General features: G+C 72.6%; 12 protein-coding genes and 1 pseudogene. 10 read left to right on the plus strand and 3 right to left on the minus strand.

From position 1 onward, the window contains the following. Positions 1-81 precede the first annotated feature (81 nt). The 9 genes and pseudogenes from AB0J69_RS04465 to AB0J69_RS04505 all read left to right on the plus strand — a co-directional run bounded on the left by AB0J69_RS04465 (position 82) and on the right by AB0J69_RS04505 (position 9,764). Positions 82-1,107, plus strand: coding sequence for an acyl-protein synthetase (locus AB0J69_RS04465; protein WP_364112807.1), 1,026 nt, complete (start codon positions 82-84; stop codon positions 1,105-1,107). Continuing rightward, positions 1,107-2,345 (plus strand): acyl-CoA reductase, encoded by a 1,239-nt coding sequence (locus AB0J69_RS04470; RefSeq protein WP_364112809.1) that lies wholly within the window; start codon positions 1,107-1,109, stop codon positions 2,343-2,345. The genes AB0J69_RS04465 and AB0J69_RS04470 overlap by 1 nt, the downstream gene beginning before the upstream one ends. Further along, on the plus strand, positions 2,342-4,486 hold the full coding sequence (locus AB0J69_RS04475) for a hypothetical protein (protein ID WP_364112811.1): 2,145 nt from the start codon (positions 2,342-2,344) through the stop codon (positions 4,484-4,486). The genes AB0J69_RS04470 and AB0J69_RS04475 overlap by 4 nt, the downstream gene beginning before the upstream one ends. A gap of 108 nt (positions 4,487-4,594) precedes the next feature. Continuing rightward, positions 4,595-5,803, plus strand: a complete 1,209-nt coding sequence (locus AB0J69_RS04480; protein WP_364112813.1) for a glycosyltransferase — start codon at positions 4,595-4,597, stop codon at positions 5,801-5,803. A 3-nt stretch (positions 5,804-5,806) separates the two neighbouring features. Next, positions 5,807-6,580, plus strand: coding sequence for a class I SAM-dependent methyltransferase (locus AB0J69_RS04485; protein WP_364112815.1), 774 nt, complete (start codon positions 5,807-5,809; stop codon positions 6,578-6,580). Between the two features lie 10 nt (positions 6,581-6,590). Then, on the plus strand, positions 6,591-7,262 hold the full coding sequence (locus AB0J69_RS04490; RefSeq protein ID WP_364112817.1) for a polysaccharide deacetylase family protein: 672 nt from the start codon (positions 6,591-6,593) through the stop codon (positions 7,260-7,262). A gap of 28 nt (positions 7,263-7,290) precedes the next feature. Then, positions 7,291-8,895, plus strand: coding sequence for a hypothetical protein (locus AB0J69_RS04495; RefSeq protein ID WP_364112819.1), 1,605 nt, complete (start codon positions 7,291-7,293; stop codon positions 8,893-8,895). Positions 8,896-8,954: 59 nt separating this feature from the next. After that, positions 8,955-9,272: pseudogene (locus tag AB0J69_RS04500) on the plus strand (TetR/AcrR family transcriptional regulator); the annotation flags it as partial. 54 nt (positions 9,273-9,326) lie between these two features. Then, entirely contained in the window at positions 9,327-9,764 is a 438-nt protein-coding gene (locus tag AB0J69_RS04505; protein WP_364112967.1) for a GNAT family N-acetyltransferase, read from the plus strand. Positions 9,765-9,770: 6 nt separating this feature from the next. Here the strand turns inward: AB0J69_RS04505 and AB0J69_RS04510 are convergent, their stop codons facing one another. Beyond that, on the minus strand, positions 9,771-10,685 hold the full coding sequence (locus tag AB0J69_RS04510) for a CHRD domain-containing protein (protein WP_364112821.1): 915 nt from the start codon (positions 10,683-10,685) through the stop codon (positions 9,771-9,773). Between the two features lie 241 nt (positions 10,686-10,926). After that, entirely contained in the window at positions 10,927-12,474 is a 1,548-nt protein-coding gene (guaA, locus tag AB0J69_RS04515) for a glutamine-hydrolyzing GMP synthase (RefSeq protein WP_364112823.1), read from the minus strand. Between the two features lie 97 nt (positions 12,475-12,571). Here guaA and AB0J69_RS04520 point away from each other — a divergent pair, with 97 nt between their 5' ends. Then, positions 12,572-13,489, plus strand: coding sequence for a hypothetical protein (locus AB0J69_RS04520; RefSeq protein WP_364112825.1), 918 nt, complete (start codon positions 12,572-12,574; stop codon positions 13,487-13,489). Between the two features lie 51 nt (positions 13,490-13,540). Here the strand turns inward: AB0J69_RS04520 and AB0J69_RS04525 are convergent, their stop codons facing one another. Continuing rightward, positions 13,541-14,362 carry an SDR family NAD(P)-dependent oxidoreductase gene (locus tag AB0J69_RS04525; protein WP_364112827.1) on the minus strand — a complete coding sequence of 274 codons (822 nt, stop codon included), beginning with the start codon at positions 14,360-14,362 and terminating at the stop codon, positions 13,541-13,543. Between the last annotated feature and the right edge of the window lie 36 nt (positions 14,363-14,398).

The following is a 14,398-nucleotide window of genomic DNA, read 5'->3' on the forward strand; positions in this document are numbered from 1 at the left end:
GCCGGGTGCCGGGGGTGCGTCACATGACCGAGGTGGACCGTCGGGCGCCGGAGTCCGTCACATGACCGGGAGCGTGGCGCGGTGAGCGTCTTCACCCTGACCGGGCCCGAGCGGGAGGCCGTGCTGCTGCCCGAGCTGGCGGCGCTGACCGAGCGGCACCGCGCGGCGTGCCCGCCCTACCGGCGGATCCTCGACGCCATCGGCGCGACGCCTCCCTACGAGCGGGTGGCCGGCCTGCCGTGGCTGCCCGTCCGGCTGTTCAAGACCCACGAGCTGCGCAGCATTCCCGAGGAGCAGGTGTTCCGGGTGCTGACCTCCAGCGGGACCACCGGCCAGCGGCCGAGCCGGATCTACCTCGACCGGGAGGCCGCGGCGGCGCAGACCCGCATGCTGGCCGCCACGATCAGGGCGGTCCTGGGTGAGCGGCGGCTGCCGATGCTGGTCGTCGACAGCCGCTCGGTCGTCCGCGACCCCACGCTGAGCGCCCGCGGCGCCGGCGTGCTCGGCATGATGAACTTCGGCCGCGACCACACGTTCGTGCTCGACGAGCAGGGCCAGGTGGACGCGGAGGCGGTCAAGGGGTTCCTGGCGCGACACGGCGGCGAGCGCTTCCTCGTCTTCGGGTTCACGTTCATGGTCTGGCTGCACCTGCGCGGACTGGGCGCGGACCTGTCGCAGGCGGTGCTGATCCACTCCGGCGGGTGGAAGCGGCTGGCCGAGCAGGCGGTGGACAACGCCGAGTTCCGGCGGCGGCTGAACGCGGAGTGCGGGCTGAGCCAGGTGCACAACTTCTACGGCATGGTCGAGCAGATCGGCACCGTCTTCCTGGAAGGTCCCGACGGCGACGGGCTCTACTGTCCCGATTTCGCCGACGTCGTGATCCGCGACCCCGAGACCTGGCAGGAGGCGCCGACCGGCGTGCCGGGGCTGGTCGAGGTGGTCAGCACGCTGCCCACGTCCTACCCGGGCCACGTGCTGCTGACCGAGGACCTGGGCGTGGTGCGCGGCGTGGACGACGGAAGCCTGCCGGGCAAGCGGTTCGAGGTCCTCGGCAGGTTGCCGCGGGCCGAGGCGCGCGGCTGCAGTGACACCTTCGGGCAGGGCTGATGCCGGCCGATCGCACCACAGACGACCGCACCACAGTCGACGTCAGGTTCCCCGCCGCCGGGCCCGTACCGGTCGAGGAGCTGATCGGCCGGCGCGCCGGCACCCTGCGGGTCGGCGACGAGCGGATCCGTGAGTTCCTCGCGGGGTTCGGCAGGCGGCTGCTGCGGCCCGCGCTGGCGCGGCGCCATCCCGAGCTGGGCTCGCTCGGCTTCTTCCTGCGGCCCAGCGAGCTGGCCCGCACGGTCGAAGGGCTCGGCCGCGAGCACGTACGCGTCCCGCGCGGCCTGGTCTTCCACATCCCGCCCGCGAACGTCGACACGGTCTTCGTCTACTCCTGGGCCCTGTCGGCCCTGATGGGCAACCGCAACGTCGTACGCCTGTCGCCACGCGCCGGCGCGGTCGCCGAGGCCATCGTGGAGACGCTGCACGAGGCCCTCGACGGCGCCGACCCGGCCGTCGCCGCCACGCAGCGGATCATCTCCTACGACCGCTCCGACGCCGTCACCGCCGCGCTCTCGGCCGCCTGCGACCTGCGGGTGGTCTGGGGCGGCGACGGGGCCGTACGCGAGATCCGGCGCCACCCGCTCGCCCCGCACGCCCGCGACCTGACCTTCCCCGACCGCTCGTCGTTCGCCGTGGTGCGGGCGGCGGCGTGGTTGTGCGCGCCCCGGGCCGCGCGGGTCACGGTCGCCGAGGGGTTCGTCAACGACACCTACTGGTTCGACCAGGCCGCCTGCTCCTCGCCCAGGACCGTGTTCTGGGTGGGGGCCGAGGGTGACTGCGAGGCGGCGCGGGCCGACTTCACCGACCACGTCGCGCGGGTGGTGACCGCGCGCGGGTGGGGGGTCGACGCGGCGATGGCCGTGGAGAAGCGGGTCTCCACCTACGGGCTGGCCGCCGACGGGCTGGCCGAGAGCGTGGAGTTCCGCGGGAACGCGCTGGCCAGCGTGCGGTTGTCGGCCGCGGCGGCGGCCCCGCGGCGGTGGCTGGGGGCGGGGACGTTCGCGCACGCCAGGCTCGCGGCGCTGCCGGAGCTGGTGGCCCTGGTCGAGCGGCGGGACCAGACGATGACGCACTTCGGGTTCGGCGCGGCCGAGCTGGAGGAGCTGGCCAGGGAGCTGGCCGGGCGCGGGGTCGACCGCATGGTGCCGGTGGGCAGCGCGCTGAGCTTCCACCGGGTGTGGGACGGGGTGGACCTGCCGGCCGAGTTCACGCGACTGGTGACCGTGATCAGATGACGCTGGCGCCGCCCGAGAGCACGCTCGTCCGCCTGTCGATGTCCCGCGGGCGCCGGCTCGGCTCCCGGTGGGTGCCGGCCGCTCTCGTGTGCGCGGTCGCGGTCGGCGTCTTCCTGTGGTGCGGGGTCTCCGGGCGTGATCTGGCCGCCTTCGCCGCCTATCTCGGGGTCGGGGTGGCGCTGCCGGGGACGCTGCTGTGGCGGGGGCTGACCGGGGGCGGGCGGTCCATGGCCGAGGACCTGGCGGCGGGGCTGGCGCTCGGCTACGCGGTCGAGGTGCTGGCCTACATCCCCGCCCGGGCCGCCGGGGCGCCGCTGCTCGTGGTGGTGCCGCCGGCCGCCGTGTTGTGCGCGTTCGCGATCGTGCCCCGGCTGCGGCGGCACTGGCGGGGGCCGGCCGTCCGGGAGCGCCTGCCGGGATGGTGTGCCTGGGTGCTCGCCGGGATCGTGGCCTACCTGATCGCGTGGAGCACGTTGTTCCTGTACCGGCTGCCGGTCGGCACCGCGTACGTGGACATGCCGTACCACCTGTCGCTGGTCGGCGAGGCGAGGCACCACTTCCCGCTCACCCTGCCGTCCGTGCTGGGCGAGCGGCTGTCCTACCACTGGTACGTCTACGCCGAAATGGCCGCCACCAGCTGGGTCACCGGGATCGAGCCGGTGACGCTGGTCTACCGGCTGTCCACGCTGCCGATGGCGGCGGCGATGGTCGTGCTGGTGGCGGTGCTCGGGCGGCGGCTGGGCGGGAGCTGGGGCGCCGGGGTGGCGGCGGCCGGGGTGACGTACTTCCTGTTCGGGCCCGTGCTGGTGGAGGGGGCCGAGTTCACCTCGCGGTCGATGTTCACCGTCTGGGCCAGCCCCACGCAGACGTTCGGGGCGCTGCTGTTCGCTCCCGTGGTGTTGCTGCTGCTCGGCGGGCCCCGGTCGCGGTGGGCGGCGCTGGGGGTGCTGCTGCTCGCGCTCACCGGGGCGAAGGCGACCTACCTGCCGCTGCTGCTCGCGGGGTTGCTGCTCGTGGTGGTCGTGCGCGGGGTGGTGGAGCGGCGGGTGCGGGGCGAGTGGCTCGCGGCGGCGGGTGCCGCGCTGGCGTGCCTGGCGTTCGCGCAGTTCGTGGTGTTCGGGCAGCGGGCGCAGGGCACGTCGCTCGCGCCGTTCGCGGCCATGCGATCGTTGTGGGAGACGGTGGCGGGCGTCGGGACGCCCGTTGCGGTGCCGGTCGGCGAGCTGGTCGTGCTGACCGGGGTGCACCTGTTCTGCCTGGCCTGCGTGTGGGGCGGGGTGGCGGGGCTGGGCCGGCGGGCGCTGGAGCCGCCCGTGCTGCTGCTGCTCGGGATCGGGGCGGCGGGGATCGGCGCGGCGGTGCTGCTCGGGCATCCGTCGCATTCGCAGCTCTACTTCCTCGAAGGGGCCCGGCCCTACCTGTCGATCGCGGCCGTGTGCGGGGTGCTGGCGGCGCCGCGCGTGCCGTGGGCCCTGGCCGCGTGCCTGCTGGGGCTGGGGGCGGGAGGCGCGCTGGTGGCGTCGGGGCTGGAGTTCTCCGGCGGTACGGCGGCGCGGGTCGTGCTGCCGTACCTGGTGCTGGCGGCGGGGGCGCTGCTGCTGTGGCGGCGCGGGCACGTGCTGGCGGTGGTGGCGCTCCTGGCGGGGTACGCCGTCCCGGCCTCCGTCCAGGAGGTGGCCGGGCACGTCCTGCCGGAGGAGGACAAGCGCGAGCGGCTGATCCCGGAGGGGGCGCTGGAGGCGGGGCGGTGGTTGCGGGCGCACTCCTCGCCCGATGACGTGGTGGCCACCGATCTGCACTGTCGCTACCGGTGGTGGCAGGTGTGCGACAGCCGGCACTACTGGGTGTCGGGGTTCACCGAGCGGCGGGTGCTGGTCGAGGGGTGGGCGTACGCCGAGAGCACGCTGTCGCGGGCCCGGTCGTTCGAGGGCTCCTACCTCGCGGTGCCGTTCGCGGATCCGCCGCGGCTGGCCGCGAACGACGCGGTGTTCCGGGAGCCCTCGGCGGAGAACGTCCGGCTACTCGCCCAGAAATACGGCGTCAAATGGCTTTTCACCGGGATAAATCCTGAATTGGGGAAATTTGCCCGGCTTCGATTCCGGAATGCGACCTCCTCGGTCTATCAACTCCCCGAAAGGTAAAGATCCTTCCGGTTCTCGGAATGGTGAGGAGAAATCGTACGCGCCCCGCTGGACGCCCCGAGCAACATTTCCGTGGACCCACGGCCACGAGCAAGATCAGGGGAGTCTATGGACACGCGTGCCGCCATGGAGCCGAGCCCCCGCATCCTCGACCCGGCGACCCGGCTTGCGAGCGTCGACATCGTCATCCCGGTGCTCAACGAGGAGCGGGCCCTGCCCGGCTGCGTACGCACGCTGGCGTCCTTCCTCGACGGCTTCCCGCTGCCGTGGCGCATCACGATCGTGGACAACGGCAGCACCGACGCCACCTGGCCGATCGCCACCGCGCTGGCCGGCGAGCACGACGACGTGCACGCCCGGCGGCTGGACATCCGGGGCCGGGGCGCCGCGCTGCGGGCGGCCTGGCAGGACAGCCCGGCCGACATCGTGGCGTACATGGACGTCGACCTGTCCACCGACCTCGACGCCCTGTTCCCGCTGGTCGCCTCGGTGGCCAGCGGCCACTCGGAGATCGCCATCGGCACCCGGCTGGCGCACGGCTCGCGGACCCGCCGCTCGCTGCGCCGCGAGGTGGTCTCGCGGGGGTACAACGCCCTGCTCAGGTACGGCTTCGGGGTCCGGTTCAGCGATGCACAGTGCGGGTTCAAGGCGGCCAGGACCGACGTGGTCAGGCCGCTCATGGGCAAGATCGAGGACGACTCCTGGTTCTTCGACACCGAGTTGCTGCTGCTGGCCGAGCACAACGGGCTGCGGGTGCACGAGGTGCCGGTCGACTGGATCGAGGACGCCGACTCCCGCGTCCGCGTGGTCAGGACGGCCATCGACGACCTGAAAGGGCTGGCCAGGGTCGCCTGGTCGATGTCGACGGGCCGGGCGGAGGTCGAGGTCGCGCGGTCCGAGCCGACGCCCACGCATCCGGACGCGGTGCTCACCGGGCGCCGGGCGGTGACACTGGCGAAATTCACCTCCATCGCCGCCATAGGTGTCATCTCGGTCATCCTGTACGCGCTCGCCTATCTCCCCCTGCGCGGATTCTGGTCACCGGCGGCGGCGAATCTCGGCGCGCTCGTCCTGACCGGGGTCTTCAATGTCGAGGCCAGTCGGCGGTGGGCGTCCGGACGGCGCGGCGCGGCACATATCCGCGCGGCCGCGCTGTTCGCCACCGGCTTCGTGCTCACCACCGCGGCCGTGCTCGCCCTCCCCGCAGGCACGGGGCGGCCGGTGGAGGTGGGGCTGGTCGTGGCCACGTACGGCCTGCTCACCCTGTTCCGCCTGGCCGCCCTGGACCGCTGGGTCTTCTCCCGTACAAGGAAATAGCTGATGGAAACCACTGAGATCCGCCGCCTGATCGCCCTCGAGGACACCCACTGGTGGTACCGCGAACGCCGGGCCATCCTCCGCAGGGAGTTGCGCGAGCTGGGCCGGCCGGGGCGGGCGCTGGACATCGGCGCCGCGGGCGGCGGCAACACCAGGGTGCTGGTCGAGGCCGGCTGGGACGCGACGGCGACGGACAATTGCCAGGCGGCGGTGGAGACGGCCAGGCAGCGCGGGCTCAAGGCGGTCCACGCGGACGCGCGGGCACTGCCGTTCGAGCCGGGGAGCGTGGACCTGGTGACCGCGTTCGACGTGCTGGAGCACATTCGCGAGGACCACCTGGCGGCCGAGGAGATCGCCAGGGTGCTGGCGCCCGGCGGGCACGCGCTGATCGCGGTGCCGTGCGACATGGCGCTGTGGTCGGCCCACGACGACGCCGTCGGCCACGTGCGCCGCTACGACCGCGACTCGCTCACGGTCGTCGTCGAGAAGGCCGGGCTGACCGTGGACCGCATCTGGAGCTGGAACGTGCTCCTGCGCCCGCTCGTGGTCCGGCACCGCCGCCGCTCCAGGGGCAGCGACCTGCGCAAGACGCCCTTCCTGGTCAACGCCGGCCTGTCGGCGATCGTCCGCGCCGAGCGCTACCTGCCGGTCAGGTCACTCAAGGGCGTGAGCCTGTTCCTGCGGGCCCGCCGGGGAGGCCGGCTCCCGGATGATTCCCCGCGCGGTGCCCAGAACGTGACATCGACCGGTCGCATGGGCCGGTGGCGTTGGCTTTAGGCTGTGACATGTGGTGATTCATGCCCTACTCGCGGCCTCACTGGCCTTGACCTCGCTGCCCGCCCAGGCGGCCGCCGTCGACTGTGACCGGGTCAAGTGCCTGGCGCTGACCTTCGACGACGGTCCGGGCGCACAGACGCCCGCCCTGCTCAAGACGCTGTCCAAGGCGGGCGCCAAGGCCACGTTCTTCCTGGTGGGCAAGCGGGTGGAGGAACGGCCCGAGGTGGCCAGGCAGATCGTCGCGAAGGGGCACGCGATCGGCAACCACACCTACTCGCACGCGTCGCTGCCGACGAAGCTCGACCACGAGATCGCCGAGGAGCTCGAGGTCACGCAGGACGTGATCGAGAAGGCCACGGGACGGGCGCCGACGATCTACCGCCCGCCCTACGGGCACACCGACGAGCGCGTGCTCGGGCTGGCGGCGCAGAGCGAGCTGGCGGAGATCCTGTGGACGGGCACCACGCTCGACTGGCAGCTCCGCGACACCAAGAAGATCAAGGCCGCCGTGCTCAAGCTGGCCAAGCGTGACGGCGTGATCCTCATGCACGACGTGGTGCCGCAGACCGTGAAGGTCATGCCGGAGGTCGTCAAGGAGCTCAAGAAGCGCGGTTACCACCTCGTCACGGTGCCGACGCTGCTGCGCGGCAAGCGACCGGTGCCAGGGGTCAGCTACTTCTAGCAGTCTCCCGGCAGTTCGGATTGGATTCATGGGGAGTGACACCAGGCCCAGGCCGTGGGTCGCGCTCGCAATCTTCCTGATCATCCAGGCGGTGCTCGGATGCTGGTGGGCGGCGTTCTACCCCGGCCTGTTCAGCCGCGATTCCGTCCTCTACCTCAGCCACACCATGGTCGGGCCGTGGGTGAGCGATCACTCGGTTGTCTACGACGCGCTGGTGTGGCTGAGCTTCACCCGCACGGGCGACCTCGGTGCCGTCACGTTCGCGCAGACGACGGCCATGGCGGGGGCGCTGACGTACCTGGCGCAGTCGCTCAAGCGGCTGGGCGCGCCGCGCCTGCTGACCACGGTGGTGGCCGTGCTGATGCCGCTGGCGCCGCCGGTGGGCGCGTTCACGGTGACGTTGTGGAAGGACGTGCCGTTCACGATCTGCGCGGTGGCCATCGCGGGGGCCTGCGCGCGGATCGCCGCCCGGCGTGCCGTCACCGTGCCCGCCCTGGCCGGGCTCGGGGTGCTCTTCACGCTGCTCGGGCTCTTCCGCGCGAACGGCTTCCTCGTGGTGGGCGTGGCCGTCGTGGCGCTGGTGGTGATCGTCCGGACCATGCGGGTGCGGCTGCTGCTCGCCGGCACCTTAGCCGCCGCCCTGCCGCTCCTGCTCACCAACCTGGTGTTCCCGCTGTACGGCATCGCGGCCCCGTCCAAGACGTACGTCTACCACACGGCGTACGGCGACATCGCGGTCGCCTACCGCGAGCGTCCCGACCTGTTCACCCCGCAGGACATCAGCCTCATGACGTCGGTGGCGCCGCTGGAACGGTGGTGGGAAGGGGGCACCTGCTACACGATCAACCCGCTGATCTGGCGGCGCGACTTCAGCTGGTGGCAGGCCGACGCGCACGCCACCGAGCTGCTGGACCTGTGGCGGCGGCTGCTGGTCACCGAGCCCCGGATGATCGTGGACGCCCGGCTGTGCCGGGGGGCGATCGCGTGGCGGCCGGTGCAGGACGAGTCGGCCACCGGGGGGATGACGTACCGGTTCTCGCGGCGGCCCAACGCCGACACCTACGTGGGGCCGGGCAAGGTGGCGGACTTCCCCGGGCGGTGGGTCTACTCGCTGCGGCCGCTGTCCATGGAGCTGAACCGGGTGGCCGAGCCGTGGTTCGCCGGGGCGTTGACGCCCGGGTACGACTGGGTGCTGTGGCGGGGGGCCTCGTGGTCGTACCTGTCGTACCTGGCCGTGGCGCTGGCCGCTTGGGTGCTGCGGAACCGGTACGTGCTGGGGGTGGCGGCGGTGGTGGCGGGGCAGCAGCTGGCGATCCTGGCCAACATCTCGGCGCAGGACTTCCGGTACATGGCCTCGCCCATCCTCGTGGGGGCCCTGCTGGTGCCGCTGCTGGTGGGGAGCGTGGGGCGGCTGCTGGCCCGCCTGGTGACGGGCCTGGTGACGGGCCTGGGGGCGCGCCGCCCACCGGCTGCTCCCGTGCCTCCTCCGCCGGAACCCGCGGCCGGCGAGGAATCGGCGAACGAGCCATCGGCGGACGAGCAATCGGCGGACGAGCAATCACAGGACGGGGAATCGGAGGACGACGCGCCGACCGAGCCCATCGAGGTCCAGGCCCCTCGGGACCAGGAGTGACTATCCGACGGTCGCCGTCATGAGGTCGCGGCCCACGGTGAGCGGACCCGCGTAGCCGCCCCGCCGCCTCCGTCCGGCTCACCGGGCGGCTGGTCGGGACCCGTCGCCAGATCGCCCGCATCCTCACCCGCACCGGGATGCAGCACCTCGACTCCGACAAGGGCCTCGCCCCCCGGGCACTGCGCGACATCCGCCGCGCCATGGACGCCGGGCGGTTCCGGCTCGGCAACCCGTACGTCGCGCTGGCCGGGGCCGGCGGCTCGATACTCGGGTTCCTGCAGCTCTGGCTCGACCACCCCGACCTGGTGGACTTCTCGGACGAGCCGGCCGAGCAGCTGATGCGCATGTACGGCATGAGCCCCGAGGAGGCCCACGCCATCGCCCACCGCCCGCTACCTGACGGCGCCGGACGGTTCCGTAGGCTGGCCCGCATGCTGATCCTGGAACGCGCGGTCGCGGATGCCGGCCTCAGCGCCCTGCTCGACGCCGCCTTCGCCGAACTGGTCGCCAAATACGGCCCCGAGGGCCGCTCCACCGTCCATGCCGACGCGAGGTTCCTGGTGGCGGTGATCGACCAGCTCGCCGTCGGCTGCGGCGCCGTCCAGCCGGCCGAGGGCACGACCGGCGAGCTCAAGCGCATGTACGTCGCCCCCGGCCACAGGGGGCGCGGCATCGCCAGATCCCTCCTGAAGGCGCTGGAGAGCCTCGCGGTCGAGATGGGGTACGACCGGCTGCGCCTGGCCACCGGGGTCCGCCAGCCCGAGGCCATCGCCCTCTACGAGAGCGCCGGCTACGAACGGACCGCCCCCTACGGCAAATACGTGGATGAGCCCCTGACCCTCTGCTACGCCAAGATCCACCTGATCTAGGTTCGGCTACCAGCCACCCCGGTGGAGCTGGCCCCGCACCGCACCACCGGGGAACTCCGCGGTGTGCAGGTTGACGTACCAGCCCCTGGGGTTGTTCCTGATCCGGCTCGCGACCGCGGCCGGGGCGGTGCCGGTGCCGGCGACGCCGTTGACCCCCGCCGGGAGGCCGTTCTTGTCGGTGAAGAAGCCCACGGCCACCGGCCCGTTCTTGCCCCGCACCCCGCGGTGGATGTGCGCGTTCGCCGGCCGGGCGATGCCCTCCCAGGCGGTGGCGAAGTGCACCTTGGTGCCCTTCACCCAGACCAGCCACGCCGCCCGGCCGTCCCGGTCGCCCACCTTCGTACCCGGTGCCGGCACTTCCTGCCTGCCGTCGGCCAGCGCGGTGAGCGTGGTGTGCCCCGCCCCGCCGGCCAGCACCGATTCGAGCGACACGGGCCGGATCCGGTGCAGCTGAGCCCGTACGGCACCGCCGGGGAACTGGCCGGTGTGCAGGTTGGCGTACCAGCCTTGCGGGTTGTTGACGATCCTGGCGAGCAGGGCCGTGTCCTTGACCGTCACGGTGCCCTTGACGGCCCGGAGCGTCGCGGGCAGCGCCTCACCGAAGAACGGGACCCTGACGGCGCCGTTCCGGCCGGCCTGGCCCTGGTGGATGTGGAACCCGGTCGGGGCGGCCACCCGGTGCCAGCGGACGGCGTAGTCGACCCGCGTGCCATGGATGCGGAACACGGCGATCGCGCTGCCGTTCCCGTCGCCGGCCTTCGTCCCCGGGGCGGGCACCTCGTTCCTGCCCAGCAGCGTCGCCGCCACGTACACGGGGGTGTTGTGCGTCTCCGTACCCACCTGCGCGAGTGCCGGGCTCAGGGAGCCGGCGATCAGCGCGGTGGCGAGCGCGAGGCCGGGGACGGTGAGGGTGCGCTTCATGGTTGACCCTTTCAGCGGTGGGTGACGCAGGGTTGTACGCCCCACGCCACCTGCCGGGTTCAACCCTCGAACGAGGACAATTACCCACAGCCCCGGAAAACGCCCCGATCGCGGCCGCCACGCGCAGGTCAGCGGGCGCCGTAGCGGCACCCGGCCACGCGCGGATCAGCGGGCGCCGTAGCGGCACCCGGCCACGCGCGGATCAGCGGGCGTCACCCCTGGAGGCGCGCCCGCGCCGGCGTCACTCCCACTCGATGGTGCCCGGGGGCTTGCTGGTCACGTCGAGCACCACGCGGTTGACCTCGCGGACCTCGTTGGTGATCCGGGTCGAGATGCGTGACAGAGCGTCGTAGGGCACCCGCGCCCAGTCCGCCGTCATCGCGTCCTCCGAGGTCACCGGTCGCAGCACCACCGGATGCCCGTAAGTGCGCCCGTCGCCCTGCACCCCCACCGACCGGACGTCGGCCAGCAGGACCACCGGGCACTGCCAGATCTGGCGGTCGAGGCCGGCCCGGGAGAGCTCCTCGCGGGCGATCGCGTCGGCCTCGCGCAGGAGGTCGAGGCGGTCGCGGGTGACCTCGCCGATGATGCGGATGCCGAGGCCGGGGCCCGGGAACGGCTGGCGCCAGACCATGGCGGCCGGCAGGCCGAGCTCCTCGCCCGCGCGCCGGACCTCGTCCTTGAACAGCGCCCGCAGCGGCTCCACCAGCTTGAACTGCAGGTCCTCAGGCAGCCCGCCGACGTTGTGGTGGGACTTGATGTTGGCGGTGCCGGTGCCGCCGCCGGACTCGACCACGTCGGGGTAGAGGGTGCCCTGGACCAGGAAGTCGACCGGGCCGTCGGCCATGATGGCGCGCTGCTCGTCCTCGAAGACGCGGATGAACTCGCGGCCGATGATCTTGCGCTTCTCCTCCGGGTCCACGACGCCTTCGAGGGCCTTCAGGAAGCGGTCGGAGGCGTCGACGACGCGCAGCTTGACGCCCGTCACGGCCACGAAGTCGCGCTCGACCTGCTCGGCCTCGCCCTTGCGCAGCAGGCCGTGGTCGACGAAGACGCAGGTGAGCCGCTCGCCGATGGCACGCTGGACGATCGCGGCGGCCACGGCCGAGTCGACCCCGCCCGACAGCGCGCAGATCGCGCGGCCGTCGCCGACCTGGCGGCGCACGGCCTCCACGGAGTCCTCGACGATGTTGAGCATCGTCCACGACGGACGGCAGCCCGCCGCCTCCAGGAAGTGCCTGAGCACCGTCTGGCCGTGCTCGCTGTGCAGCACCTCCGGGTGGAACTGCACGCCGTAGAGACCACGCTCCACGTGCTCGAAGGCCGCGACCGGCGTCTCGCGGGTCGAGGCGGTCACCGTGAAGCCCTCGGGGGCCGCGGCCACGCTGTCGCCGTGGGACATCCACACCGTCTGGCTGATGGGCAGGCCGGCGAAGATGACCCCCTCGTCGAGCACCTCCAGCGAGGTGCCGCCGTATTCGGCGACGCCCGTGCGGGCCACCTCGCCGCCCAGCGCTTGGGCCATGGCCTGGAAGCCGTAACAGATGCCGAACGTGGGCACGCCCGTGGCGAACAGCCCGTGCGGCACCGGCGGGGCGCCCTCGGCATAGACCGAGGAGGGGCCACCGGACAGGATGATCGCCTTCGGATTCTTGGCCATCATCTCCTCGACCGACATGGTCGAGGGCACGATCTCGGAGTAGACGTGGCACTCGCGCACCCGCCTGGCGATGAGCTGCGCGTATTGAGCGCCGAAGTCGACCACCAGAACTGTGTCGAATTCAGACACCGTGAGAACCCCCCAAAGGCGAAATGCGGTAACCACAGTGTATCGGCCTTGCGTCTTACACCTGGCCTGGCACGGTCCGACGTGCTAACACAGAACGATGGATCTTGTCTGGCCGGCGGCGGCGTGGGCCCTGTGGGTCGCCACGCTGGCCGCCGCCTTCAAGGCGTCCAGCCGGCACGAGGCCCGGCGGCAGGCTCACGAGGAGCCGGTGCCCGCCCCCGTGGCCGAGCTCTTACGCGGCATGCGGGCACAGGAGGTGTTCCACGCGGCGCTGGTCGAGCTGGCCGGGCGCGGCTGGGTGACGATCGAGGGCGACCGCCTGTCGGGCAACCCGCCCCCGGACGAGCAGCCGCGGCCGTACGAGCGGTGGGTCCTGGACCGGGTACGCGCCCGCCTGGCCGGAGCGCCCGCGGCACCCGTGACGGCGCTCATGCCCGAAGCCTCCGACCTCGACGGCGGGTTCCTGCCCCTCGTCCGCCGGTGCGCCATCGAGCTGGGGCTGGCGCGGCGGCGCTGGCCGAGCATGGTCGTGCCGGTGCTGCTGGCGGCCGCGCTCGTCGTCCCCTGGTACGCCACCGTCGCGGCGGCCGGCCTGTCGTGGCCCGGGATGATCGCGACGATGGTGTGCCTGGTGGCCGGAATCGGGCTGCTCATGGGCGGGCGGGGGTTCGTGCCGACGGCGGGCGGCCGGGAGGTCGCCGAATCCGGCCCGGCCAGCCCCGGGCAGGAGTGGATCTTCACGGGGAGCGGCTGGCGGGACGGCGAGATCCAGCCGGCCGAGGCGCTGCCGCACGGCTCGGGGCGGCAGGAGGTCACCGGCCACGTCGTCAAGCGGTGGGTGGAGTCGGACCGCCACTTCATCGCCCTGCACGACGGCAGCTCGCGCAAGGCCACGGCGTTCCAGGTGGAGGAGGGCCTCTACCACGACGTGCTGCCGGGCGACGCCGTCAAGCTGCTGGTCCGGCCGCGCAACGGCACGGTGGTGCGGGTGCTGGCCCACGACCGCCATTGGTGACCGTCACCGGATCGCCGCCGGTGGCCGTCACCGGATCGCCGCCAGCGGCTGTCAGCGGATCCCTGGCAGGTGGCCGGTAAGCAGGGTCTCGGTCTGGAGGCGGAGCCGGGCGGCGTACTTCGGGTCGGTCAGCAGCAGGAACCGCTCCTCGTGGATCGCCGTCACGACCAGGTCGGCCACCTCGGACGGTTCGATGCCGCCCTCGGCCGCCCGGCTGACCGACTCCCGCGAGTCCACCTCGTCCGGCGTGGGGTCGGTGACCATGCTGGGCGGCCGGGTGCGGTCGGAGTCTCCGATGCGGGTCCTGACCGCGCCGGGGCACAGCGCGCTCACCCGCAGCTTGGACCCCGTGGCGGCCAGGTCCTGGGCGAGCGCCAGGGAGGCGGCCAGCGCGGCGTATTTCGTCACCGCGTACCCGCCCGCCCCCGGCGTCGCGAACAGCCCGGCCACCGACACCGTGTTGACGATGTGCCCCTCGGTGTCCTGCTCGATCATGCGCGGCACGAACTCGTGGATGCCGTGCAGCACGCCCCACACGTTCACGCCGAGCAGCCAGGCGAAGTCCTCCTCGCCGCGCGTCCACATGTGGCCGCCCTGGAAGACGCCGGCGTTGTTGCACAGCACGTGTACGGCGCCTAACTCCCCGAAACACCGGTTGGCCAGGTGCCGCACGGCCGAGGCGTCGGACACGTCGGTGATCTGGGTGAGCACCTTGGCGTCCCCGGCCAGCGCGGCCGTCCGCGCGAGCCCGCCGTGGTCCACGTCGGCGAGCATCAAGGCCATCCCCTCGGCCGCGAACCGGAGGGCCAGCGCCCGCCCGATGCCGCTCGCCGCACCCGTCACCACCGCGACCTTGCCGGAGAGCTCGCGCACGAACAAACCTCCCTAGCGACCGACGCCAAAGGGTGT

Origin of the sequence: Nonomuraea sp. NPDC049709, from assembly GCF_040674815.1 — a bacterium.
Taxonomy (GTDB): Bacteria; Actinomycetota; Actinomycetes; order Streptosporangiales; family Streptosporangiaceae; genus Nonomuraea.